Consider the following 24,635-nt stretch of genomic DNA (forward strand, 5'->3'; position numbering starts at 1 on the left):
TATTGCTGATATAAAACAAAAATCCCACTTTAACAGTGGGATTTTTTTGCTTTTAGTCACCTATGATCTCTTCGTTTTCTTTGTCGAGATATTGCTGAACCACATCAATGGCGTTGGCTACAACATCGCTTAGAGCTGTAATATAGCCGCCTTCTTTTACGCTGTTCATAGCGTGTTTCAGGGCGTCGGTTTCTTTCGGTATAAGTTCGTGGGTTACATCCCTTCCCGAGTTTCTAATTCCTTCCCATATTAGTTGGTTGATGTTTTCGTCGGTGCGGCCGCGAAGGTGTTTTTCCTGCCTTATGATAATATGGTCGAACATACGGGCAGCAATTTCGGCACATTCACGAATATCTTCATCGCGCCTGTCGCCAACACCGGCAATAATTCCTATTTTTTGGGTGGCTTCTACATTACTGAGAAAATCTTCAACAGCACGGTAGCCTGCCGGATTGTGAGCAAAGTCAATTAGTACTTTAAATTTTCTGAAATCGAAAATATTCATACGTCCCGGTGTTTGTGCGGCACCAGGTATAAATGTCTGTAATGAAAGGCTGATATCTTCGGTCTTAAAACCCCAAAGGTAGGAGGCAAGCGTAGCTGCAAGCACATTGGCGATCATAAATTTCGCTTTTCCGCCCATAGTTAATGGCACGTGCGATGCTTTTTCGATACGTATTTTCCATTCCCCTTTTTTAATGGTTATAAATCCATCCTCGTAAACTGCAGTAATGCGTCCTTCTTTTGCAAGCTGTTTTATAAACGGATTGCTTTCGTCCATACTAAAGTAAGCGACATTGCAATCGAGTTCTTTTGCAATCTTAATACATTCCGGGTCATCACCGTTTAGCACTGCCCATCCGTCTTTTTTCACGCTTCGAACTACAACACGTTTTACTTTAGACAGATCATCAAGCGTATGGATATCGTTTAGCCCAAGATGGTCTTCCTGTATGTTAGTAATAATACCAATGTCGCATCGGCTAAAACCTAACCCTGATCGTAAAATACCTCCACGTGCAGTTTCCAGTACAGCAAACTCAACAGTAGGGTCTTTCAGGATATATTCGGTACTTAAAGGGCCGGTGGTATCGCCTTTTTCGAGCATATGATTCTGAATATAAATACCATCAGACGTTGTAAAGCCAACTTTAAAGCCGGTATTTTTAACGATATGTGCAAGTAGGCGGGTAGTTGTTGTCTTTCCGTTTGTACCTGTAACAGCAAAAATCGGAATGCGGCTTGGTTTTCCCGGAGGGTAAAGCATATCCAGAACGGGAGAAGCTACATTGCGTGGTAAGCCTTCGGACGGTGCAAGGTGCATCCTGAAGCCGGGTGCTGCATTCACTTCCAGTATTACGCCGCCATTTTCTTTTAAAGGCTGCGTAAGATTTTCTGCCATAATATCAATTCCGCAAACATCAAGCCCAATAACGCGGGCAATCCTTTCAGAAATAAAGATATTTTCGGGATGCATCATATCGGTTACATCAACGGATGTTCCGCCTGTGCTAAGGTTAGCGGTAGATTTTAGATCAACAATTTCATCCTGCTGCGGAACGGTTTCCAGTGTATACTCCATCTTAGCTAAAAGATCGGTGGTATCACGGTCAACCGTAATTTCGGTCAGTACATTTTCATGTCCGTAACCTCTACGCGGATCAAGATTTTCAGTATCTATAAGTTCCTGAATAGTATTTTTTCCATTTCCTTTAACGTGGGCAGGTACCCTTTGGGCAGCGGCAACAACTTTATTATCAATTACCAATACGCGGAAGTCGAAACCGGTAATAAATTTTTCAACGATAACCCTGCGTCCGTATTTTTGCGCAAATTCAAGTCCGGCCTTAGCGTCTTCAAAATTCGTAACATTTATAGATGCGCCCTTTCCGTGATTACCATCAAGGGGTTTTAATACTATGGGATAGCCGATTTTTGCGATTATCTCTTCCAGTTCAGTTTCATCGGTACAAATGCCACCGCCTGCAACGGGAATAGATGCTGCTTCGAGCATGCGTTTTGTAGCCTCTTTGTTGCAGGCAATATCTACTGCTATATGGCTTGTTTTGTTAGTAATAGTTGCCTGAAAGCGCATTTGGTTAACACCATAACCTAACTGTACAAGAGAGTTACTCCCCAAACGAATCCACGGAATATCGCGTGCAACAGCTTCTTCCACGATACTTCCGGTACTTGGGCCCAGCCTGTCGCGTTCGCGGATTTTACGCATGGTTTGCAGGTCGTTATCAAGGTCATAGTCAATTCCGCTCATAAGGGCTTCGGCAATACGCACAGAAGCTTCCGCTGCGTATAAGCCTACATTTTCTTCGAGGTAGCTAAATACAACATTATAGGTTCCGGGTGTTTTTGTTTCGCGTGTACGACCAAACCCGGTGTCCATTCCGGCAAGTGTCTGAATTTCTAAAGCAATATGTTCAATTACATGCCCCATCCAGGTGCCTCTTTCGATACGCTCAAAAAAACCGCCTTTATGTCCTTCAGAACAACGATGTTCTATAAGTGAAGGCAACAGGGCTTCGATGCGTTCGCGGAAACCATCAATTTTATTGGTAGGAAACTGTTCTGTTTCTTCCAGGTCTAAACGCATCTGAATTAGTTTTTTTCGATAAACGCTCCAAATGTTTGGTCCGCGAAGGGCCTGAATTTTAAGTATCTTCATAAAGTAGACAGAGGATGTGTGTTAAATGTGTATTTTAGAATTTGGTGTTTTTTAATGAATAACCACTATACTATAACAAGCGTTTGTTCATCGATAGTAATTTACTTAAAAAAATATTTAAATACATTATTTACACGTTTTTTTAAGGAAATCTTTTGGCTCATTATTTGTTATGTAAATAAGGGTTTTAATTTTTTAACTATTTTTGCAGAATGGAAAATGTACAGGGAAAATTAATAATCATAGGAGGAGCCGTAGATAAAGGCAGTTTTACAGAAGTTTCTTATGATGTGAACGTGGCCAATAACCTTAACTTTTTTGAAAGTGGTATTTTAAGGCGCGTTATTAAAGAATCCAAACGCGGAGAAGATTCAAGAATAGAAGTGGTGACTACGGCATCGGTAATACCGCGCGAAGTAGGACCTCAATATGTGAAAGCTTTTGAATACCTGAAAGCAAAAAATGTAGGCATACTTCATATCGAAAGACGTGAGCAGACTAACGATCCTGAAATCCTTAAAAGGGTGCAGGAAGCAGATGTAGTAATGTTTACGGGAGGCGATCAGTTACGACTTACGTCTATATTAGGAGGCACAAAGTTTCATGACATCTTACTTGATAAATACAAAAACGAAGAGTTTATTTATGCGGGAACGTCTGCCGGGGCAGCGGCCGCATCTAATAATATGATCTACCAGGGAAGCAGCCATGAGGCATTGCTTAAGGGGGAGGTTAAAATTACCAGCGGGCTTAGCCTTATACAGAATGTGATTATAGATACGCACTTTGTACAGCGCGGACGTATCGGCAGGTTATTTCAGGCAGTAGTTGGCAATCCACGCGTATTGGGTATCGGACTTGGTGAAGATACCGGGCTGCTGATAACCAACAACGGCAAAATGGAAGCGATAGGTTCTGGCCTTGTAATTTTGGTAGACGGACGTCAGATCATGGATACTAACCTTACGCAGGTAGAGCTTGGACGACCAATATCTATCAATAATCTTGTAGTCCATGTAATGAGTATGTATGATACCTATGATTTACAGACACACACGTTAGAAATTCATAATTCGCAATATTCTTCGGCACTTGCTATTCCTGTAGAAACAGATGATGAAGCAAATACACCGGGCATAGAACTTGAATAATATTATATAGTTATGGCGGGCAGCGAAAGTTGCCCGTTATTTTTTTATACACAAACCAACAGCATATTTATGAAGCTTATTATACACGGTGGTTTTTTTAGTGAATCGACAACAGATGCACAGACAAAAGCCGACAAACAAAATGCTTTAAAATCTATTATTGCAAAATCATACGATTATCTTAAAGAGCATTCAGCATTAGAAACGGCTGCGTATGCGGTTTCGCTTCTGGAAGATGATGTTTTGTTTAACGCAGGAACCGGATCGCAGATACAAAGTGACGGAAAAATAAGAATGAGTGCCGCCCTTATGGATGGTGTTACCCAAAAAATGAGCGGTGTTATTAATATTGAAGATGTTAAGAATCCAATTGAAGTTGCAGTAAAGCTGATGAAATATGATGACAGGATCTTAGGCGGGAAAGGGGCAATTCAGTTTGCGCGTGAACATGGTTTTGATGTGTTTTCGACTGAAATTCCGCAAAGGCGTAAAGAATATGAAGCGAAGCTCGAAGCAAAAGGACTCGGAACTGTAGGCTGTGTAGTTTTAGATAGTGAAGGGCGTTTAGCTGTAGCGACGTCTACCGGGGGGAAAGGTTTTGAGATGGTAGGAAGAATATCAGATTCGGCTACCGTTGCCGGAAATTATACAAATGAGTTTTGCGGTGTAAGCTGTACCGGGGTAGGAGAAGATATCGTCAGTAATGCTACTGCTACAAAAATTGTAACACGTGTTACAGATGGCATGCCTATTAAAGATGCTTTCGCTAAAACTTTTTCCGAACTAGAACCGTATGATGGTTTTGCCGGTGCTATTGGTATCGACAAGAATGGAAATATATTTCACCAGGATTCGCACCCGTCAATGGTTTTTGCCAGTTATGACGGGCAGGATATTGAAGTGTTTGGGTAGTTTTTTTCAAAGTTTCAAAGTAGGATTTTATATGAACGCTCTGTCATTTCGACCGAAGCACAGCGTAATGGAGAAATCCCTATCGTAATTAAGAAGGGCCTGACACTCTTGCAAACAGAAAATATGATTGAAAAAACGGCTGATTGAGCCTTTTCTGTGTCTTAACGAATGCATAATCTCTTAGTTTCTAAATACTGATTAGGCTACATTTGATCAGGATATATAAAATGTCATTATGAAAAAGATAATGATTTTAAGTGTGGCTTTATTAGCGTTAGCCTGTTCAGAGAAAAATAAAGATACTAATACTACGGCTGAGAAATCAGTGAATTCGGATAGTGTAAATTCAATAGATAAAGTAACGGCTACAACTTCTACTGATGAAGTTCTTAACGGAAGTGTTACCAACAACTCGGGTATTACGCTGAAGCGATCTTATAATAAAACCAGGCACACTGCAGTGTTTGAAGTGAATGGTTAAATTATTATGGCTAAACAGGATTCTGTAGCTTCAGGAATACAATATAGCAACGAACATTACCTGTATAAAGAACACAAGGGTGATATATCGCTACACAAAGATGGCGTGTTGGTATGGGATAATATCAGGTAACTTACAATTCAACTCTTATCATCTCCGGGTATTTTTTAATATAAGCTACACTCTGATTGAAATATTTTAGCATTGTAGGATTCAACATTTCTTTCCATACCGGTTCCTCTGTTTTGTAATTACACAGCCATGCAATGGTATAGGCGATAATTTGTTCAGGGAGATAGCCACTACTAGACATTTCCCAACCACTCATTTTAATATCCCGTGTTGCCGAAAAACGGAATCTGGTATTCCCCATCATTATTCCGAATCCATAAATAATAGCCATTAAGTCGGTCAGATATTCATCATTTTCTTCAATTCTTTTCTCGCCTAGAAGTATATAGTGGGAGAGTTCATGTGCTATGGTTGCTATCAGAGCCTGGGGATTTGTGAGAAGTTTACGTTCAATAGAGATAAATATGGTTTCATCATTGACATGATATTTGCCTGCTGCACTTTGCCAACTACCATTGCGATCTGCCGGAGTTGATAGTATTGTACCGTCAGCCATCGTTACCGGTTGGTCTGAAAAGAATTGCAACTTTATATTGTCATGTTCGATCGCCATGTAAATTTTCGTTTGTTCCAATACAAAGTGGGCATCTTCTTCGGTTGCGAAAAAAGTATTATTATAAAATTCTTTTGTTGGCAAAATGGTTTCAAGGCTTAGAAAATGTTCTTCGACAAGATTATCTTTGAGATGAAGTAGGTATTCTTCCACCCAATCCTTGTCTTCTGTTGTAACGGGAAGTTTAGGGCTTTTATTCCAGAACATGTATCGCTTATAAGGTTTAGATAACTAGTATAAATAAAAAACCCGCACATTGCTGAGCGGGTCTTTATTAAATAAGTAAGATAAATATATTGTTTATAAACGTTTTATTTAACTTGGTTTACGATAGCTGTAAACGCTTCAGGGTGGTTAGCAGCAAGGTCTGCAAGAACTTTACGGTTCAATTCGATACCTGCACCTTTAACTTTACCCATGAATTGAGAATAGCTCATTCCGTGAAGACGTGCACCAGCGTTGATACGCATGATCCATAGAGCACGGAAGTTTCTTTTCTTTTGTTTTCTGTCACGGTAAGCATAAACCATTGCTTTTTCTACCGCGTTTTTAGCTACTGTCCAAACGTTTTTACGTCTTCCAAAGAAACCTTTGGCTTGCTTCAATACTCTTTTTCTACGAGCTCTTGATGCTACTGAATTTACTGATCTTGGCATAATTTTACTTGTTTTTGTAGCAGGCGTTCCGATATAATTAGCGGAAACTTAATGAGCCATGCTCCAGGGTTATTTAATTTGTTTTAACCGACAGCTATTAGATAATTCTTAATTGCTGTTTTACGCTTCTCTCATCTGTCTTGTGAACAAGTGCAGAGTGAGTTAAAGCTAGCTTACGCTTTTTAGATTTTTTAGTCAGGATGTGACTTTTAAAAGCGTGCTTTCTCTTGATCTTTCCTGAGCCAGTAACTTTGAATCGTTTTTTGGCAGAGGATTTGGTTTTCATTTTAGGCATTTTCTTCCTGTATTTGAATTTATCTTACTTACTTATTTTTTTGTATAGTCCAAAGTCTGAAGTCGAAAGTCGTAAAGCAAAATCCAAACGGACTTAAACTTTAAGACTTTCGACTTTATCACTGAGTATTATTTTTTCTTTTTAGGAGCGATGAACATAATCATCCTCTTACCTTCAAGAACCGGCATAGCTTCTACTTTTCCCCACTCTTCAAGATCTGTTGCAAGCTTTAATAAAAGGATTTGCCCCTGCTCTTTATAAATGATAGAACGTCCTTTAAAGAATACGAATGCTTTTAGTTTAGAACCTTCTTTAAGGAACTTCTCTGCATTCTTCTTTTTGAACTCGTAATCATGCTCGTCCGTTTGAGGGCCGAAACGTATTTCCTTTACTACAATCTGCGTAGACTTAGCCTTAAGCATCTTGTCGCGTTTCTTTTGTTCGTAAAGAAACTTTTTATAGTCCATGATCTTACATACGGGCGGTTCGGCATTAGGAGAGATCTCAACAAGATCTACTTCCTGGTCTTCTGCCATTTGAAGCGCTACCGATGTTTTGTAAAGACCCGGCTCTACATTGTCCCCAACAAGCCTTACTTCAGGGACACGGATTGCAGCATTAGTTCTATGTGCATCTTTTTTTTCTACTCGAGGCTGGTAGCCTCTGTTGTTTCTTATTGCTATGGCTTTTAAATTTAAGTTAAACTTAGAATGTTTTTAGTGTTCTATCTATTTCTTCCTGTACTAAGGAAGCAAATTCTTCAATTGTCATACTTTGGTTAGACTTACCTGCATCGCCATGACGACGTACAGAAATCGTACCGTTTTTCTCTTCTTCCTCACCAACGATAAGCATATACGGCATTTTCTGAACCTCCGCTTCGCGTATTTTTTTACCTATAGTCTCGTTTCGGTTATCTATGAGGGCGCGAATTTCGTGATTTTCCAGCAATTCTAAAACTTTTTTAGCATAATTTTCATATTTCTCACTAAGAGACAGTATGATAGCTTGCTCAGGCATTAACCAAAGCGGGAAGTTTCCGGCTGTGTTTTCAAGCAAAATTGCAATGAAACGCTCCATAGATCCAAACGGTGCACGGTGAATCATAACAGGGCGGTGCAGTTCGTTATCAGAACCTTTGTACGTCAGGTCAAAACGTTCAGGAAGGTTGTAATCTACCTGTATCGTTCCAAGCTGCCATTGTCTGCCAAGTGCATCTTTCACCATAAAGTCAAGCTTAGGGCCATAAAAAGCCGCCTCGCCATATTCTACTACAGTATTAAGACCTTTATCTTTAGCAGCGTTGATAATAGCATTTTCAGCTTTCTCCCAGTTCTCGTCTGTACCAATATATTTCTCTCTGTTCTCCTGGTCGCGAAGCGATATCTGCGCGCTGAAGTTATCAAAACCTAACGAGCTGAATACATAAAGTACCAGGTCGATTACTTTTTTGAACTCTTCATCAAGCTGATCCGGAGTACAGAAGATGTGTGCATCATCCTGAGTAAATCCACGAACACGTGTCAGTCCGTGAAGCTCACCACTCTGCTCATAACGGTAAACAGTACCAAATTCAGCATAACGCTTAGGCAGGTCTTTATACGACCACGGTTTGGTATTGTAGATCTCGCAGTGGTGCGGGCAATTCATCGGCTTCAGCAAAAACTCCTCACCTTCATGTGGTGTGTGTATCGGCTGGAAGCTGTCTGCACCATATTTAGCATAGTGGCCGGATGTAACGTATAATTCTTTTTGCCCGATGTGTGGTGTAACCACCTGCTCGTATCCGGCTTTCTTTTGTGCTTTTTTAAGAAACTGCTCTAAACGGTCGCGAAGTGCAGCACCTTTTGGAAGCCATAAAGGTAATCCCTGACCCACTTTGCTTGAAAAAGCAAACAGTTCAAGTTCTTTACCAAGCTTACGGTGGTCACGTCTTTTTGCCTCTTCAAGAAGCTCAAGATATTCGGTAAGGTCTTTCTGTTTCGGGAAAGAGATGCCGTACACACGTGTGAGCTGTTTGTTCTTCTCGTCACCTCTCCAGTAAGCACCGGCAACGCTCATAATTTTAAATGCCTTGATTATACCTGTGTTCGGAATGTGTCCGCCACGGCATAAGTCGGTAAACGTAGCATGGTCGCAAAACGTAATAGTACCGTCTTCAAGGTTTTCTATAAGTTCCGTTTTATACGGATTGTTCTCGTTCTTGTAAAACTCAAGAGCCTCAGCTTTAGTAGCCGAACGCATAGTGAATTCATGTTTCTCCCTTGCAATGGCAAGCACTTTATCTTCAATAGCTTTAAAGTCTTTGTCGGTAACGGTGTTATCGCCAAAATCTACATCATAATAAAAACCATTGTCAATAGCAGGGCCAATTGTAAGCTTAATGCCCGGGTAAAGTTCCTGTAGGGCCTGCGCCATAACGTGAGAAGTAGAGTGCCAGAAAGCTTTCTTACCTTCTTTATCGTTCCAGGTGTATAATATTAAAGAGCCGTCCGTCGTCAGTGGGGTTTTCGTTTCAACAGTTGTACCATTAAAGGATGCAGAAATCACGTTTCTTGCTAAACCCTCACTAATGCTCATGGCAACGTCCAGGGGAGATACCCCTGCGTCAAACTTTTTAACCGAACCGTCCGGCAGTGTAATATTTATCATTTAGAAAAAATTTATAAAGCGCAAATATAAACTAATAGCAATTCACTTACAATATATATGCAAATCATTTAGCCGTAAAATCAGTTCTTTTTCGAGGGAGTTGGCAAACCGAAAATTGCGGATGTAGTCATCATTCAAAATTCCTATTGCTGTTAAATGAAGCATAAATAACTTTCAGCACCATTAAAGCATGCGTAACTTTATAGTATTGTTTGTATATACAAATATAATCTATTGAATTAAAAGCTTACTATAATGAAAAATCGATTTGAAGGCAAAGTTGCCATTGTTACCGGAGGTGCTTCCGGAATAGGAAAAGCTACAGTAAAGATTTTAGTTGAAGAAGGAGCCAAAGTTACCGTGGCAGATATGAACCAGGAAGCACTGGATGCCGTAAAAAAGGAATATGCCGATGCGGTACTGACTTTAAAAGTAGATGTTAGTAAAGAACAAGAAGTGAAGAATATGGTTTCCGAAACGGTTAAAGCATTTGGGAAGCTTGATATACTGCATAATAATGCAGGGATTGGCGGATTTAACCTTATCCCGGATACCACCCTTGAAGAATGGCGCAAAGTATTTGCAATAGACGTTGACGGTGTGTTTTTGGGATGTAAATATGCCATTCCGGAGTTTATTAAAGGCGGTGGAGGCGTTATTGTAAATACGGCATCGATTAGTGGTTTGGGGGCAGACTACGCGATGGCATCTTACAATGCAGCCAAAGCTGCCGTAATAAACCTGACAAAAATTGTGGCGAACGACCACGGTGGCGATAACATCCGCTGTAATGCAGTATGCCCCGGGCCTATTGAAACTCCATTGCTTAAGGATGCGCTAAACGATGATGTGCTGCAACAGTATCACGATGCTATACCATCAGGGCGTATAGGGCAGCCCGAAGAAATCGCAACAGTGGTTACCTTTCTTGCATCAGACGATGCGTCTTTTGTAAACGGAACCACGATTGTTGCTGATGGCGGACTGATGTCGAAAACAGGTCAGCCACCTATTGCTAAGGCATTCCTGAAATAAAATATTGGTTGGTTGGTTAAAGTGCGTAGCGTCAGGTGATGTTACGCACTTTTTTTTGGGTTTTGTTAATTAGATTTATCCGTAAATAATATCTGAATAGTAACGTAAGATCCTATATGTTAATTATTTTATAACTCGATTTATTTAAAATATTGATAATTAAGTGTTTAACTTTTGATTAACAAATATTAACCTAATTATAATCTAAGTTTGACATCGACATTGCGCAACCGTCAGGAAATAGTTTCCGAAACCAAAACCAATCTTTTAATTTTATTATTATGAAAAAATTATTATTTCTATTCCTGTTTACATTAGGGACGATTACTTCGGTTAATGCTCAGACAAAATTTGTTGTAGATTTAGAAGGTCAAAAGACCGAACTGGATGTATCTGGAACATACAAACCAGAAGAAGTTGAGGTAACTCTTAAAACAAATAGTTACAATGGCGTAAATGCAAGATATGTTCCTGTTTATGTATATACCTGGGATGGTAGTGGTCTTCATTACGATGGCATGTACCAGTTCGGGATCTACCCTTGGGACACAATGGACACTATTATTGATAGGCTGATAAAAATGTTCTTTTAACTAGTTAATGTAACCACGTGGCGTACCACATGGTTATTTTTTTTACAGTAGATATTAATATTCTATGAAAGAAAAGTGGACAATTGTTTTTTGTTTTATTATAAGTACTGTGTTTGCTCAAAACGATTCAGTGAGACAGGGTGTTATAACTTATAAGAATAAATTTACTCAGATAGATAAATCGGAAGATTATTATGTGAGTAAACTTTTTTTTAATGTAACCGAATCGCTAAGCCTTTCCCATAAGTACGGCATGGACGAAGATAACGGTAACCGTATGGATTATGAAAGCGGAAATGTGCGGGTGGTACAGAGTGCGTATGATGAAAAGGGGACAATGTATTATCGTAATAATGATACCAAACAGTTTCTGTTCCGTTTTAAGGCGAATAAACCGTTTCCGGCTTATTTAGTGACTGATACATGGATTGATATAGACTGGCAATTGAAAGAAGAATATAAAACTATATTAAATCACAAGGTACAAAAAGCAATTGGTGAGTTTAGAGGCAGAACGTGGACTGTTTGGTTTTCTCGAGATATTCCGATGTCTTTCGGTCCGCTAAAATTGCATGGCCTTCCCGGTGTAATTTTAGAAGCTAAAGACAGTAAGTTTTGTATTACTGCAACAAATATTTGTTATCCTTGTAAAACAGAAGCTATTGAAGTGCCCGATGAAGAACTAAAATGGTCAATAAAAGAGTATGCCCATATATGGGATAATTACGCTACATATACTGTACTGGAAAATAATAAACTCGGATTATATGGTTTGTTTTTGTCTGAAGTGCCTACCGAAACTTCCATAAGGGAAAAAAGAAAAAACCGTATGGATCTTCAATACGAGTGGGAAGATAAAAATACGAAACGGGCTATTTATGATAAAAAAATTATCAATCAGGTTCTGGTTCCAAAAGAATCCAGGACGGCAAAGAATCCGCCTCGTCCATCAATAAAGTTTTAGTACTCTTCCTTTATGCTTATAATCTTCACGGGGTACGCTTTCGCGGCTCTATTAAAATCTTCGTAAACAGAAAAGTCAGGCTCCTTCAATGCGAAAAAGCCTTTTTTAAACTGAATTCACTATAATACATTTACCGTCCTTTCTAGACATAACAAATTTTTCCGGCGCAAGTTCCGTGCAGTAGTTACAGCCAATGCAGTTGGCTTGTTGCAGGATGATAGTGCATCAGTTGGCAAATTAGGTTTTACCAGTTATGTAATTTATCGCTAGGGCGAATCCTAATCAAGGGTTAAGGTAATTGTATCGCCTTTTGTAGTTTTTTAATAATGCAATCTGCTGTCAGCATTGTAGTTACTGTAGTTTCTTTTTCGACAAGATTCCCTGAAGGCCCCATATGTTTTCCTTTTTAATTCGAGTCGTTATTTTCTTAAATTGGTTAAGACTTAGCTCACGGTTCAATACAATAGTGTCGGCACAGGTGTCAGGTTTTAATAAATACCTATATATAAGAGTAGTTTTTCAGGAGCCATTTCCCGCTATCGCCTTAATCTCTCCGCTTTGCTTCGAGGATACCGGCTCTATCGGGGCTAGGGTGTTTGCGGTATACTATAATATATATAAGGAGTAGTGTAAATGCTTTTTTATGAAACTTCATGTTTCCTTTATGTGTCTTAAACAAATAGCAAAAAAACTTTTGTTGTCAAAAACCGCGTAACCAATGAGTTAAGGATAGGTGTTAAAAAAAGATTAAAAAAAGGTGATTTAAAGTTTGGATAGGGTTTAAATAATGGTACTTTTGCACCCGCATTAGAGAAGTACATTGACAGACTGATACGCAAGAGGGATACTAATTAAAGTGTTTCATAGTGGATAAAAAAAAGTTTTAAAAAGGCTTGTTTTGTAAAGGAAAAAGATGTTATCTTTGCCCTCCCAAACCGTGAGGAGTGGGGTTCATTGCAAGACTGGGATTGATTTTTATCTGTTAGAATTTTGAGAAAATTTTTTTTCAAAAAAGCTTGCGGGATTAAAAAGAAGTTGTACTTTTGCAGCCGCTTTGAGAACGAAAGTTTGTTAAGCGGAAATAAATAAGAAGAACACGTTCATAGACATATTGGATTGACAGCATAAGAGAGAGTAAGATCTTGATTATCATAAGAAAAAAACCTAGCATATAAGGTCGTAAAAATATTAAAAATATACGATGAAGAGTTTGATCCTGGCTCAGGATGAACGCTAGCGGCAGGCTTAACACATGCAAGTCGAGGGGTAGAGGCTTTCGGGCCTTGAGACCGGCGCACGGGTGCGTAACGCGTATGCAATCTGCCTTGTACAAAGGGATAGCCCAGAGAAATTTGGATTAATACCTTATAGTATGTTGAGGGGACATCCCTTTATCATTAAAGATTTATCGGTACAAGATGAGCATGCGTCCCATTAGCTAGTTGGTGTGGTAACGGCATACCAAGGCTATGATGGGTAGGGGTCCTGAGAGGGAGATCCCCCACACTGGTACTGAGACACGGACCAGACTCCTACGGGAGGCAGCAGTGAGGAATATTGGACAATGGGCGCAAGCCTGATCCAGCCATGCCGCGTGCAGGATGAAGCATCTATGGTGTGTAAACTGCTTTTATACAGGAAGAAACCCTGGCTCGTGAGCCAGATTGACGGTACTGTAGGAATAAGGATCGGCTAACTCCGTGCCAGCAGCCGCGGTAATACGGAGGATCCAAGCGTTATCCGGAATCATTGGGTTTAAAGGGTCCGTAGGCGGTTTTATAAGTCAGTGGTGAAATCCGGTAGCTCAACTATCGAACTGCCATTGATACTGTAGAACTTGAATTATTGTGAAGTAACTAGAATATGTAGTGTAGCGGTGAAATGCTTAGATATTACATGGAATACCAATTGCGAAGGCAGGTTACTAACAATACATTGACGCTGATGGACGAAAGCGTGGGGAGCGAACAGGATTAGATACCCTGGTAGTCCACGCCGTAAACGATGGATACTAGCTGTTTGGTAGCAATACTGAGTGGCTAAGCGAAAGTGATAAGTATCCCACCTGGGGAGTACGAACGCAAGTTTGAAACTCAAAGGAATTGACGGGGGCCCGCACAAGCGGTGGAGCATGTGGTTTAATTCGATGATACGCGAGGAACCTTACCAGGGCTTAAATGTAGGTTGACAGGCTTGGAAACAGGTTTTTCTTCGGACAACTTACAAGGTGCTGCATGGTTGTCGTCAGCTCGTGCCGTGAGGTGTCAGGTTAAGTCCTATAACGAGCGCAACCCCTGTTGTTAGTTGCCAGCGAGTCATGTCGGGAACTCTAACAAGACTGCCGGTGCAAACCGTGAGGAAGGTGGGGATGACGTCAAATCATCACGGCCCTTACGTCCTGGGCTACACACGTGCTACAATGGCCGGTACAGAGAGCAGCCACTGGGCGACCAGGAGCGAATCTATAAAACCGGTCACAGTTCGGATTGGAGTCTGCAACCCGACTCCATGAAGCTGGAATCGCTAGTAATCGGATATCAGCCATGATCCGGTGAATACGTTCCCGGGCCTTGTACACACCGCCCGTCAAGCCATGGAAGCTGGGGGTACCTGAAGTCGGTGACCGCAAGGAGCTGCCTAGGGTAAAACTGGTAACTGGGGCTAAGTCGTAACAAGGTAGCCGTACCGGAAGGTGCGGCTGGAACACCTCCTTTCTAGAGACACGACCGCTTGGTTAATAATTATGAGAAAAATAGGTTTTATTCTCGCTGTTAGTTCAAAAATTTAAAGTAAAGAGAGCTGAAAAATAAATAGTCTCGTAGCTCAGCTGGTTAGAGTACTACACTGATAATGTAGGGGTCGGCAGTTCGAGTCTGCCCGGGACTACTATAAGCTTCGCTCATTTACTTAGAAGGAAATTTTAGAAGATGAGTTGCACTATTTAGTGACGAACCGTATAGGACTGTTAACTAAAGACTGTTAACTGTCAGCTAAATACGGGGGATTAGCTCAGCTGGCTAGAGCGCCTGCCTTGCACGCAGGAGGTCATCGGTTCGACTCCGATATTCTCCACCAGGCAAAGTCTGACACTGGAATTAATTGCCAGTGGCGGCGCGCCACAGTTCATTGACATATTGAGATAAATACAAAGTAGAAAAATATAGAAAGCACATTTGTGTTGCTATATGTAACACAAAAAAAGTACAATAAGCAAAATAAGGGCGCATGGGGGATGCCTGTGGCTCTCAGAGGCGAAGAAGGACGTGATAAGCTGCGAAAAGCTACGGGGATTGGCACACACGAATTGATCCGTAGATATCCGAATGGGGCAACCCACTATGTTGAAGACATAGTACTCCGATAGGAGGGCAAACCCGCTGAACTGAAACATCTAAGTAGGCGGAGGAGAAGAAAACAAAAGTGATTCCGTAAGTAGTGGCGAGCGAACGCGGAACAGCCCAAACCAATGTTGTTACGGCAATATTGGGGTTGTAGGACCACGATATTTTATGCATGAGGAACTGGAATAACCTGGAAAGGTTAATCATAGAGGGTGATAATCCCGTACAGGTAACAAATGTAATAGATAGTGGTATCCTGAGTAGGGCGGGGCACGTGAAACCCTGTCTGAAACTGGCGGGACCATCCGCTAAGGCTAAATACTCCTGAGAGACCGATAGTGAACCAGTACCGTGAGGGAAAGGTGAAAAGAACCGTGAATAACGGAGTGAAATAGATCCTGAAACCATGCGCCTACAAGCGGTCGGAGCAGACTTGTTCTGTGACGGCGTGCCTTTTGCATAATGAGCCTACGAGTTACCGTTGCTGGCAAGGATAAGTAATTAAGTTATGGATCCGTAGCGAAAGCGAGTCTTAATAGGGCGCTTTAGTCAGTAATGGTAGACGCGAAACCGTGTGATCTACCCATGGGCAGGATGAAGCTGTGGTAACACATAGTGGAGGTCCGAACCGGTTGACGTTGAAAAGTCTTCGGATGACCTGTGGGTAGGGGTGAAAGGCCAATCAAACTCGGAAATAGCTCGTACTCCCCGAAATGCATTTAGGTGCAGCGCTGGACACTAGTTATATAGAGGTAGAGCTACTGATTGGATGCGGGGGCTTCACCGCCTACCAATTCCTGACAAACTCCGAATGCTATATAATGATAACCAGCAGTGAGGGCATGGGTGCTAAGGTCCATGTCCGAGAGGGAAAGAACCCAGACCATCAGCTAAGGTCCCCAAATCTATACTAAGTTGAAAAAACGAGGTTTGTCTGCCCAGACAGCTAGGATGTTGGCTTGGAAGCAGCCATTCATTTAAAGAGTGCGTAACAGCTCACTAGTCGAGCGGACGAGCATGGATAATAATCGGGCATAAGTATAGTACCGAAGCTATGGATTTGCAGTTTACTGCAAGTGGTAGGGGAGCATTCTAAGGGGGTTGAAGGTGATATGTGAGTATTGCTGGACCGCTTAGAAAAGAAAATGTAGGCATAAGTAACGATAATGCGGGCGAGAAACCCGCACACCGAAAGACTAAGGTTTCCTCAGCTATGCTAATCAGCTGAGGGTTAGTCGGGACCTAAGGCGAACCCGAAAGGGACAGTCGATGGCCAACGGGTTAATATTCCCGTACTTCTTATAGTTGTGATGGAGTGACGGAGTGATGAAAGCGCCGCGAACTGACGGAATAGTTCGTTAAAGTACCTAGCTATAGGCCCCGTAGTTAAATGCGCGGGGACTGGTGAAATACGATAGTACACGGAGTCTTCGGACAAAGTGATAGTGCGCCTAAGGGCTTCCAAGAAAAGCTTCTAAACTTAGATTATAAGAACCCGTACCGTAAACCGACACAGGTAGTCGAGGAGAGAATCCTAAGGTGCTCGAGAGATTCATGGCTAAGGAATTAGGCAAAATAGACCTGTAACTTCGGGAGAAAGGTCGCCAGCAGCAATGCTGGCCGCAGTGAAAAGGTCCAGGCGACTGTTTATCAAAAACACAGGGCTCTGCAAAATCGTAAGATGAAGTATAGGGCCTGACACCTGCCCGGTGCTGGAAGGTTAAGAGGAGATGTTATCTTCGGAGAAGCATTGAATTGAAGCCCCAGTAAACGGCGGCCGTAACTATAACGGTCCTAAGGTAGCGAAATTCCTTGTCGGGTAAGTTCCGACCTGCACGAATGGTGTAACGATCTGGACACTGTCTCAGCCATGAGCTCGGTGAAATTGTAGTATCGGTGAAGATGCCGATTACCCGCAGTGGGACGAAAAGACCCTGTGCACCTTTACTATAGCTTAGTATTGACCTTGGATAAGTGATGTGTAGGATAGGTGGGAGACTTTGAAGCGGCGTCGCCAGGCGTTGTGGAGTCATTGTTGAAATACCACCCTTTGCTTATCTGAGGCCTAACCCCGCTATGTGGGGGACATTGCTTGGTGGGTAGTTTGACTGGGGTGGTCGCCTCCAAAAGAGTAACGGAGGCTTCTAAAGGTTCCCTCAGCACGCTTGGTAACCGTGCGTAGAGTGCAATGGCATAAGGGAGCTTGACTGAGAGACATACAGGTCGATCAGGTACGAAAGTAGAGCATAGTGATCCGGTGGTTCCGCATGGAAGGGCCATCGCTCAAAGGATAAAAGGTACGCCGGGGATAACAGGCTGATCTCCCCCAAGAGCTCATATCGACGGGGGGGTTTGGCACCTCGATGTCGGCTCGTCACATCCTGGGGCTGGAGAAGGTCCCAAGGGTTGGGCTGTTCGCCCATTAAAGTGGCACGCGAGCTGGGTTCAGAACGTCGTGAGACAGTTCGGTCTCTATCTACTGTGGGCGTTAGAAATTTGAGTGGATCTGATTCTAGTACGAGAGGACCGAGTCGGACAAACCTCTGGTGTATCTGTTGTTCCGCCAGGAGCACCGCAGAGTAGCTACGTTTGGAAGGGATAAGCGCTGAAAGCATATAAGCGCGAAACCCACCACAAGATGAGATTTCTTTTAAAGGTCGTGGAAGATGACCACGTTGATAGGCTATAGATGTAAAGGCAGTAATGTCATAGTCGAGTAGTACTAATAACCTGTAAGCTTATGTACGCCTCTTTTCCCCGCCCTTGGGCGGGGAGAGAACTTTCTAAACAAGTATACTTATTTTTATCTCAGTATGTTAAGATATTATCCATTAGTTCCCAGGCATAAGCCAAAAGACCTATGGACCGCGCAAGAGAGCAGATGCCTTATGGCTGATGCCTATTGCCTTAAAAACTTAAGGTGGTTATTGCGGCGGGGCTCACCTCTTCCCATCCCGAACAGAGAAGTTAAGCCCGCCTGCGCAGATGGTACTGCAGTTTGTGGGAGAGTATGTCATCGCCTTTCTTTTGAAAACCCTTCATCTTTACGATGAAGGGTTTTTTGTTTTGTAATAAAGCCAGATTTACTGACCAAATACTTATTGGGTAAAATCTCTTCAAATAGAATAACAAAAATGTTATTTTAATCAAGGTCAATATTTGTAATTGAATTTAATACACTACTACATTTTTTAATTTTAGGGTAACTCTCAATTTGTACTGTAATGCGTTTCTTTCTTATTACGGTGTATAGTACTTATCTAATTAACATTGTGACTATGTGCAACTTTAAGTATTGAAGTGATCATAAATTAAGACTATTCTTATAGATAAATATTACGGAATTTCCATCCATTTGCTTTTCAGCCTGTTATAAATTACTTCAATTAACATCTATTAATATATTTTAAGATTTTTTTAGTTTTTATTGAAAGAATTTTCATATTTTATATTTAAGCTACAAAGTTAATCTTTTGTGAACTTATTAAAATTTGTGTCAACATGTTGCTTTATGTTTATAATTTTGACTAAATTTAGTATCGAAAGGTGTTAAAATCAATTATTTTTTGTTAGTTAAGAAAGAGATATAAATATCTTAAAATAATCATAAATATCTGTAAATCAATTAGTTTATGTTATTAATGATTATTTAAAATATGAATAATGCACTAATCATCGATAAACCGTAAAGTTAACTAATTAAAAATCAAATAGTTATGTAGAAAAATTATTTATTATTGCAGTAGAAATGAATAGAGATAATCTGTTTGGCTGCGGGGGGGGAGAAAAGACAGGTTTAAATGTTAATGGAACTTACTACTACTATGAAAAAAACATTAATTCTGCTGTTTACAATTTTATTTACATCTGCTGTGCAGGCTCAGCTAAAAGATTTTAGCTTAATGATAAATAAAACTGACGAGACATGCCTAGGAAATGGCACACTAAAATTTACTGTAACTAACAAGACACAAAATTCAACTATTCTTTACAAAGTATATGTCCTGCCGGATGTTACTAATCCTATCACTGTTTTAACTACCAATAATATTGGTAGTCTTTCTGCTGCTACTTATAAGATTGAGGCTATTCAATCTTTGGGTGATCAGAGTAACAGGCAAGAGAAAACAGTTACAATCGAAAATAAAATCGTACCGTTTGCTATAGACATTTCAACTTCTACGCAGCATTGTGCAGAAGTGGGTGATATTATTGTAAATGCTACATCGGGAACGGGAGACAAATATGAAATAATTTCAGGTCCTGTTAAGAGGCCATTGCAACGTTCTAATATATTTAAAGACCTTCCAACAGGTACATACAATATAAGGGCTTACGACAAATGTGGTGACGCTAAAGTAAAGACCTACACGCTTAATGTGGTATCAACTGTATTAGCAATATCTGATACTTCTTATCCTGATAATGTAAATGTTATCTGTGACTCAATCAAGGTAATGAATGTTATTACTCCAATCGGTGGTGGTATAGGATATCCACTTACTGTGCAAAGTACACTAACGCCGCTTAGTATAGGTGGTAATCCAATTGTTGTAAACAAAACATACCAAACTGGCAGTCCGACATCTCTTGAAGTATCTATGGTTGTACCGCGTTACATGACGGAATCGTATACTTATGACATGAGGGTTACCGATCATTGTGAAAATCTTACTGAGAAAAAGGATAATGTTGTTACACCGGAGATCCTTCTTTCATTAAGTACCGGTAAAGTGCCATGTGCTAAAAAATACCTTAAGATCAGTGCTTCACGATACACAACTTCTTATAAAGTTAAATTTTTAAAAGCTCCGGATGATTTTAATGTATCGACTTATAACGCGACACCAAATGGTCCGTTTACCACACCGAATGTTAATTACGGAAATGAAGATACCCCAGTTCCATTTGGAGATTACATAATTGAAATCACGGACTTGTGTGGAAGAAAAGCTATCGATTCAATCAAAGTTGAATTTAAAAAGCCTGAGCCAACATTATATGGTGTTAACAATGGTTGTTTTTCATTATTTGGATATATCAGGGCAAGTATGCCTGAATCTAAACTTGTAACGGCAATAATCACTGCTGCTCCCGAAAAGTATTTAAAAGCACAAAAATTAATATTACCTCAGGATGTTTCAAACAGGATTACGGGAGATGGTATCCTTGCTATGAACGATCTTCCTTTGGGAGAGTATACAATTACAATTACCGATGAGTGTAACTTTACCTATGAAGTAAAAATTTTAGTACCCGAATATAAAGAGAGGGAGTTTTCTATAAGTACCCTACCATCATGTGATTCCGGTTTTGGAACTGTAAGTGCAAGTAGTGGCAATGGTAAACTTACCGAAGTGAAAATTATAGAATGGCCGTCCGGATTTAAAGGTTCTAAAGATGTAACGTCTAAAATAGCTGATAATGGTATCTTCTATATGGCAGAACTTCCTGAAGGCGACTACACATTCAGGGCTACTGATATTTGTGGCGTAGTTAAAGATCTTGAAATAAAAATAGAAGGTTATTCTAAACCTGTTGATGCGTTTACATTTACACCTAATTGTGGTACGTTCTCAGTATCTCTTAATGACACAAGTAATGGAATTGATGGCAGTGCTTACTGGCTACAGTACTACAATGAAGCTACAAAAACATGGATACACCCTGTTTTTGGAGTAGATTATGTTGAAGGCACGGTTCCTACAGCTTCAACGGGTATTGGTTTGAGCAATAAAGAAACACGTCATAACTTTAATTACAATGGAACAATGAGGGTAGTTAAAAAGTTCACTACCTATGGAGATGGTACTCCGGAAAAAACAATATGTCTTAGCGTTCTTGGTGAATTTAAATATACTGAAAAACTTGAAATCACTGCGGCATATACATTAGCGTGCGCAGGGCAGCCTAACGATGTTGTACTCGAAATTCTTGGATATCCTGTGACGTATAAGATCACCGCGAAAAACGGAGAGCCTTTTGTAGTTGATAATGGCGCAAGTAACATATTTACAAACCTTGACGCAGCTGAATATAAATTTGAGATTGAAGATGCATGTGGAAACAAAAACACAAAGGGATTTAATGTGTTAAACCTTCCGTCTATCACAGACGCTACTGAACCGAGCGATATGATTGTTTGTGCCGAACCGGGTACAGTTGATGAGTACGAATATCACCTTACAGATCAGGATGCGGCTGTACTTGGTCCACTTCACAGCTCTATGTACACAATTACGTATCACCTTACCCAGGCAGATGCAGATAGTAATGAGCGTCCATTGCCGGAATTCTATCACAATACATCAAACGGACAGACTATTTATGTAAGGCTTGTTCATAAAGAAATAAAAATTTGCCACGGAACAACTTCTTTTAAATTATTTATTGGAGAAAAGCCACTACCGCAAATTACAACAAGAGGTACTATTTGTAATGAAGGCAAGGTTGCTATTACAGCAGAAGCAGGATTTATAAATTACGTTTGGTCTGATGGCCAGAAAGGAAGAACTATTTATGTTGATAAATCTGGTACATATACTGTAACTGTAGATAAAGTATACGGAGACAGAGTTTGTACAGGCGATAACAGCGTAGAAATAAAACAATCTGTAACCCCAACTATCGTTAAGATAGATACATCAGACTGGACTCTGGATGAAAACACCATTACGGTACATGCCGAAGGTTCCGGCAACTTTGAATATTCTCTGGATGGTTTCAACTATCAGGCAGAGGATACTTTCACAGGGCTAAAAACAGGCGTGTACCAGGTTTTCGTCCGCGATGGCAATGGCTGCGGCGAGGTAAATGAAGAAGTAGTATTGCTTCACTATCCAAATTTCTTTACTCCTAACGGAGATGGATACCATGACAAATGGAGGATAGAATACGCGGTAAAAGAGCCGCACATGAAGATTCATATCTTTGACCGTTATGGCAAGCCCATTACATCTTTCGGCGCAATGAGCGATGGATGGGATGGTAAACTTAATGGTATAGAACTTCCTTCAACCGATTACTGGTTTGTAGTAACCAGAGAAGATGGAAGAGAACTTAAAGGGCATTTCTCTATGCTCCGTTAATTTTAGTTAGTTATAAAAGCAAAAATGCCCTTTCAGATATGAAAGGGCATTTTATTTATGTATTTACATCTAAATCTTTTATGTAGTCCTGGTACTCGTAAAAGAACCTTTCAAACATATCCATGTTCTCATTAAAGAAATCGAAGATCTCATTCCATGTGGCTTTATTATAAAGACTGATGCCACCCGTTTTCTCTACCCAGATACGGCTGATAACTTTTCCTGTTTCCAAATGAAAGTTTCTTTCTAAAACAGCTTCCGGTAAAAAGTCTTCGTGAAGTATGTTTTTTAGCGACTCTACCTTTTCATAGTAAATTTTACGCTTTTCTTCATCCTTGGGTTCAATATCCATAAGCACCTGTGCTTTTTTATTGTCTACATAAAACTTAAAAGAAACATCTTTAATCTTTGTGTCATACAATAGCCATTTGCGCGGATAGGCTTCGGCGAATGCCGTCCAGAATTCTTTTTTTATTATTTGGGATTCAGCTTTGCTAAACATACAGGTTGTTTTTTGTGGTGCTTTTTATTTAAAGTATCTTTATGGTAATTAAGATTTATCTCAAATGCTTTTTACCGAATTTATAAAATACATACCAAAGATAGTAAATCAGCAGCTTCCGGCGCTTACTGCACATGCAAAAATGGCTCCTTTAGAGCGGCTGCCTACATTAGATCCCGAATACTATAAAGCCAATAACCCAAGACGATCGGCAGTGATGATGCTTTTTTATCCTAAAAATGAGCAGGCTCACCTTATACTTATTAAGCGTAATGCTTATCCGGGCATACATTCGTCCCAGATTTCCTTTCCGGGGGGTAAAGCCGAACCTGAAGACGGCAGTCTGGCCGAAACAGCTGTTCGCGAGACGTTTGAAGAAGTCGGTGTCGCACCCGATGATATAGATGTGGTTATGCCTTTTACGGAAATTTACATACCACCAAGCAATTTTTTAGTAGCACCTTTTTTAGGGCTTTCCCTAAACGAACCGGTATTTAAACCTAATCCTGATGAAGTTGTTGAGATTATTCAGCTTTCGCTGGATGTTTTCCTGGATGATTCTATAGTAATTGAAACCGATATGCAGACTTCTTATTCACAGATGATTAAAGTTCCGGCCTTTAAAGTAGATGAACATATTGTCTGGGGGGCTACCGCAATGATTCTTAGCGAGCTTAAAGAAACTATAAAAAGCGTACTATAGTGGTGCGGTTTTTGTAAGTTTGTGGTTTATTTTGCACTAATTATGGGTTTATTTAAAAGAAATCCCTTCGGACATATATTATTCCTCAAAAAATGGTTAATCCGTGTTTTTGGGATACTTACGCACAGGCGCTACCGTGGTTTTAATGAACTGTTTGTTGATGGTTCTGAGATCATACGGGCGTTGCCTGACAGGAATGTTTTGTTTATATCTAATCACCAGACGTACTTTGCCGATGTAGTAGCTATGTTTCATGTGTTTAACGCAAGCCTTAAAGGCCGTGAAGACAATATTAAGAATGTTGGATACATTTGGTATCCTAAGCTTAATATTTACTACGTGGCTGCTAAAGAAACCATGAAAGAAGGTTTGTTACCGCGTATACTGTCGTATGCAGGCGCTATTACTGTAGAAAGGACATGGAGGGCCAAAGGACAGGAAGTACAACGGGAGGTGAATCCTAACGATACAGAGAATATAAGGATTGCATTGGAAGATGGATGGGTAATTACGTTTCCGCAGGGAACGACCAAGCCGTTTAAGCCTATCCGTAAGGGGACGGCACACATAATAAAGCAACACAAGCCTATTGTTGTGCCGATTGTAATTGATGGCTTTCGTCGTTCGTTTGACAAAAAAGGGCTGAGGCTGAAAAAGAAAGGTATCCTGCAGTCATTTATCGTTAAGGAACCTTTAGATATTGATTATGATAATGAAACGGTGGAACAGATCGTTGAAAAAATAGAATATGCTATTGAACAGCATCCGTCATTCCTTAAGGTAATACCGCCGGAAGTGATAGAAGTTCAGGAAGAACTGAACAAGCAAAGGCAATGGAATTATTAAAAACAAAAGAGAGGCAATTGCCTCTCTTTTGTTTTATCTCAATAGTTAGTG

General features: G+C 40.5%; 15 protein-coding genes, 2 tRNA genes, 3 rRNA genes and 1 pseudogene. 14 read left to right on the top strand and 7 right to left on the bottom strand.

From position 1 onward, the window contains the following. Nucleotides 1-52 precede the first annotated feature (52 nt). Entirely contained in the window at nucleotides 53-2,680 is a 2,628-nt protein-coding gene (locus tag ALW18_15580) for a cyanophycin synthetase (protein AOE53808.1), read from the bottom strand. 212 nt (nucleotides 2,681-2,892) lie between these two features. Between ALW18_15580 and ALW18_15585 the strand changes: the two genes are divergently transcribed. From ALW18_15585 to ALW18_15595, 3 genes are all read left to right on the top strand, one after another. Beyond that, entirely contained in the window at nucleotides 2,893-3,831 is a 939-nt protein-coding gene (locus ALW18_15585) for a cyanophycinase (GenBank protein AOE53809.1), read from the top strand. A gap of 69 nt (nucleotides 3,832-3,900) precedes the next feature. Beyond that, nucleotides 3,901-4,743, top strand: a complete 843-nt coding sequence (locus tag ALW18_15590) for an asparaginase (GenBank protein AOE54445.1) — start codon at nucleotides 3,901-3,903, stop codon at nucleotides 4,741-4,743. A 235-nt stretch (nucleotides 4,744-4,978) separates the two neighbouring features. Beyond that, entirely contained in the window at nucleotides 4,979-5,224 is a 246-nt protein-coding gene (locus ALW18_15595) for a hypothetical protein (protein ID AOE53810.1), read from the top strand. Between the two features lie 133 nt (nucleotides 5,225-5,357). On the opposite strand, the gene ALW18_15600 is transcribed toward ALW18_15595, so the two are convergent. The 5 genes from ALW18_15600 to ALW18_15620 all read right to left on the bottom strand — a co-directional run bounded on the left by ALW18_15600 (nucleotide 5,358) and on the right by ALW18_15620 (nucleotide 9,512). Continuing rightward, entirely contained in the window at nucleotides 5,358-6,116 is a 759-nt protein-coding gene (locus ALW18_15600) for a hypothetical protein (GenBank protein AOE53811.1), read from the bottom strand. A gap of 104 nt (nucleotides 6,117-6,220) precedes the next feature. Further along, nucleotides 6,221-6,565: a 50S ribosomal protein L20 gene (locus tag ALW18_15605; protein AOE53812.1), complete on the bottom strand. Its 345-nt coding sequence runs from the start codon at nucleotides 6,563-6,565 to the stop codon at nucleotides 6,221-6,223. Nucleotides 6,566-6,662: 97 nt separating this feature from the next. Then, entirely contained in the window at nucleotides 6,663-6,860 is a 198-nt protein-coding gene (locus ALW18_15610; GenBank protein ID AOE53813.1) for a 50S ribosomal protein L35, read from the bottom strand. Nucleotides 6,861-6,988: 128 nt separating this feature from the next. Beyond that, nucleotides 6,989-7,396, bottom strand: coding sequence for a translation initiation factor IF-3 (locus ALW18_15615; protein ID AOE53814.1), 408 nt, complete (start codon nucleotides 7,394-7,396; stop codon nucleotides 6,989-6,991). Between the two features lie 169 nt (nucleotides 7,397-7,565). Next, nucleotides 7,566-9,512 (bottom strand): threonyl-tRNA synthetase, encoded by a 1,947-nt coding sequence (locus ALW18_15620; GenBank protein AOE53815.1) that lies wholly within the window; start codon nucleotides 9,510-9,512, stop codon nucleotides 7,566-7,568. A gap of 255 nt (nucleotides 9,513-9,767) precedes the next feature. Between ALW18_15620 and ALW18_15625 the strand changes: the two genes are divergently transcribed. The 9 genes and pseudogenes from ALW18_15625 to ALW18_15665 all read left to right on the top strand — a co-directional run bounded on the left by ALW18_15625 (nucleotide 9,768) and on the right by ALW18_15665 (nucleotide 22,533). Next, a complete protein-coding gene (locus tag ALW18_15625; GenBank protein AOE53816.1) occupies nucleotides 9,768-10,547 on the top strand; it encodes a hypothetical protein in 780 nt (259 codons plus the stop codon). Nucleotides 10,548-10,828: 281 nt separating this feature from the next. Further along, nucleotides 10,829-11,140, top strand: a complete 312-nt coding sequence (locus tag ALW18_15630) for a hypothetical protein (protein AOE53817.1) — start codon at nucleotides 10,829-10,831, stop codon at nucleotides 11,138-11,140. Between the two features lie 286 nt (nucleotides 11,141-11,426). Further along, nucleotides 11,427-11,741, top strand: a pseudogene (locus ALW18_15635) (hypothetical protein). Between the two features lie 1,560 nt (nucleotides 11,742-13,301). Continuing rightward, nucleotides 13,302-14,827 (top strand): 16S ribosomal RNA (locus tag ALW18_15640). A gap of 89 nt (nucleotides 14,828-14,916) precedes the next feature. Beyond that, nucleotides 14,917-14,993: transfer RNA gene (locus ALW18_15645), tRNA-Ile, on the top strand. A 109-nt stretch (nucleotides 14,994-15,102) separates the two neighbouring features. After that, nucleotides 15,103-15,179: transfer RNA gene (locus tag ALW18_15650), tRNA-Ala, on the top strand. Nucleotides 15,180-15,305: 126 nt separating this feature from the next. Continuing rightward, nucleotides 15,306-18,194, top strand: a 23S ribosomal RNA gene (locus ALW18_15655). Nucleotides 18,195-18,361: 167 nt separating this feature from the next. After that, nucleotides 18,362-18,470: ribosomal RNA gene (locus ALW18_15660) — 5S ribosomal RNA — on the top strand. The 16S, 23S and 5S rRNA genes sit together here with 2 tRNA genes alongside, the layout of an rRNA operon. A 781-nt stretch (nucleotides 18,471-19,251) precedes the next feature. Continuing rightward, complete coding sequence (locus ALW18_15665) at nucleotides 19,252-22,533, top strand: hypothetical protein (protein ID AOE53818.1); 3,282 nt, start codon at nucleotides 19,252-19,254, stop codon at nucleotides 22,531-22,533. Between the two features lie 55 nt (nucleotides 22,534-22,588). Here ALW18_15665 and ALW18_15670 read toward each other — a convergent pair whose 3' ends face one another. Next, the gene (locus ALW18_15670; protein AOE53819.1) at nucleotides 22,589-23,035 is read right to left on the bottom strand and encodes a hypothetical protein; all 447 of its coding nucleotides are present in this window, start codon (nucleotides 23,033-23,035) and stop codon (nucleotides 22,589-22,591) included. Nucleotides 23,036-23,099: 64 nt separating this feature from the next. On the opposite strand from ALW18_15670, the gene ALW18_15675 reads away from it, so the two are divergent. Beyond that, a complete protein-coding gene (locus tag ALW18_15675) occupies nucleotides 23,100-23,738 on the top strand; it encodes an NUDIX hydrolase (GenBank protein AOE53820.1) in 639 nt (212 codons plus the stop codon). A gap of 42 nt (nucleotides 23,739-23,780) precedes the next feature. Continuing rightward, the gene (locus ALW18_15680; protein AOE53821.1) at nucleotides 23,781-24,584 is read left to right on the top strand and encodes a glycerol acyltransferase; all 804 of its coding nucleotides are present in this window, start codon (nucleotides 23,781-23,783) and stop codon (nucleotides 24,582-24,584) included. Nucleotides 24,585-24,635 lie beyond the last annotated feature (51 nt).

The organism is Flavobacterium psychrophilum, assembly GCA_001708385.1.
GTDB classification, from domain to species: domain Bacteria; phylum Bacteroidota; class Bacteroidia; order Flavobacteriales; family Flavobacteriaceae; genus Flavobacterium; species Flavobacterium psychrophilum_A.

Coding starts and splice junctions, on each gene's coding strand:
- ALW18_15590 (AOE54445.1), top strand. CDS start 3,901: ATGAAGCTTATTATACACGGTGGTTTTTTTAGTGAATCGACAACAGAT.
- ALW18_15625 (AOE53816.1), top strand. CDS start 9,768: ATGAAAAATCGATTTGAAGGCAAAGTTGCCATTGTTACCGGAGGTGCT.
- ALW18_15620 (AOE53815.1), bottom strand. CDS start 9,512: ATGATAAATATTACACTGCCGGACGGTTCGGTTAAAAAGTTTGACGCA.
- ALW18_15665 (AOE53818.1), top strand. CDS start 19,252: ATGGAACTTACTACTACTATGAAAAAAACATTAATTCTGCTGTTTACA.
- ALW18_15675 (AOE53820.1), top strand. CDS start 23,100: ATGCTTTTTACCGAATTTATAAAATACATACCAAAGATAGTAAATCAG.
- ALW18_15605 (AOE53812.1), bottom strand. CDS start 6,565: ATGCCAAGATCAGTAAATTCAGTAGCATCAAGAGCTCGTAGAAAAAGA.
- ALW18_15670 (AOE53819.1), bottom strand. CDS start 23,035: ATGTTTAGCAAAGCTGAATCCCAAATAATAAAAAAAGAATTCTGGACG.
- ALW18_15610 (AOE53813.1), bottom strand. CDS start 6,860: ATGCCTAAAATGAAAACCAAATCCTCTGCCAAAAAACGATTCAAAGTT.
- ALW18_15595 (AOE53810.1), top strand. CDS start 4,979: ATGAAAAAGATAATGATTTTAAGTGTGGCTTTATTAGCGTTAGCCTGT.
- ALW18_15630 (AOE53817.1), top strand. CDS start 10,829: ATGAAAAAATTATTATTTCTATTCCTGTTTACATTAGGGACGATTACT.
- ALW18_15585 (AOE53809.1), top strand. CDS start 2,893: ATGGAAAATGTACAGGGAAAATTAATAATCATAGGAGGAGCCGTAGAT.
- ALW18_15580 (AOE53808.1), bottom strand. CDS start 2,680: ATGAAGATACTTAAAATTCAGGCCCTTCGCGGACCAAACATTTGGAGC.
- ALW18_15615 (AOE53814.1), bottom strand. CDS start 7,396: ATGGCAGAAGACCAGGAAGTAGATCTTGTTGAGATCTCTCCTAATGCC.
- ALW18_15600 (AOE53811.1), bottom strand. CDS start 6,116: ATGTTCTGGAATAAAAGCCCTAAACTTCCCGTTACAACAGAAGACAAG.
- ALW18_15680 (AOE53821.1), top strand. CDS start 23,781: ATGGGTTTATTTAAAAGAAATCCCTTCGGACATATATTATTCCTCAAA.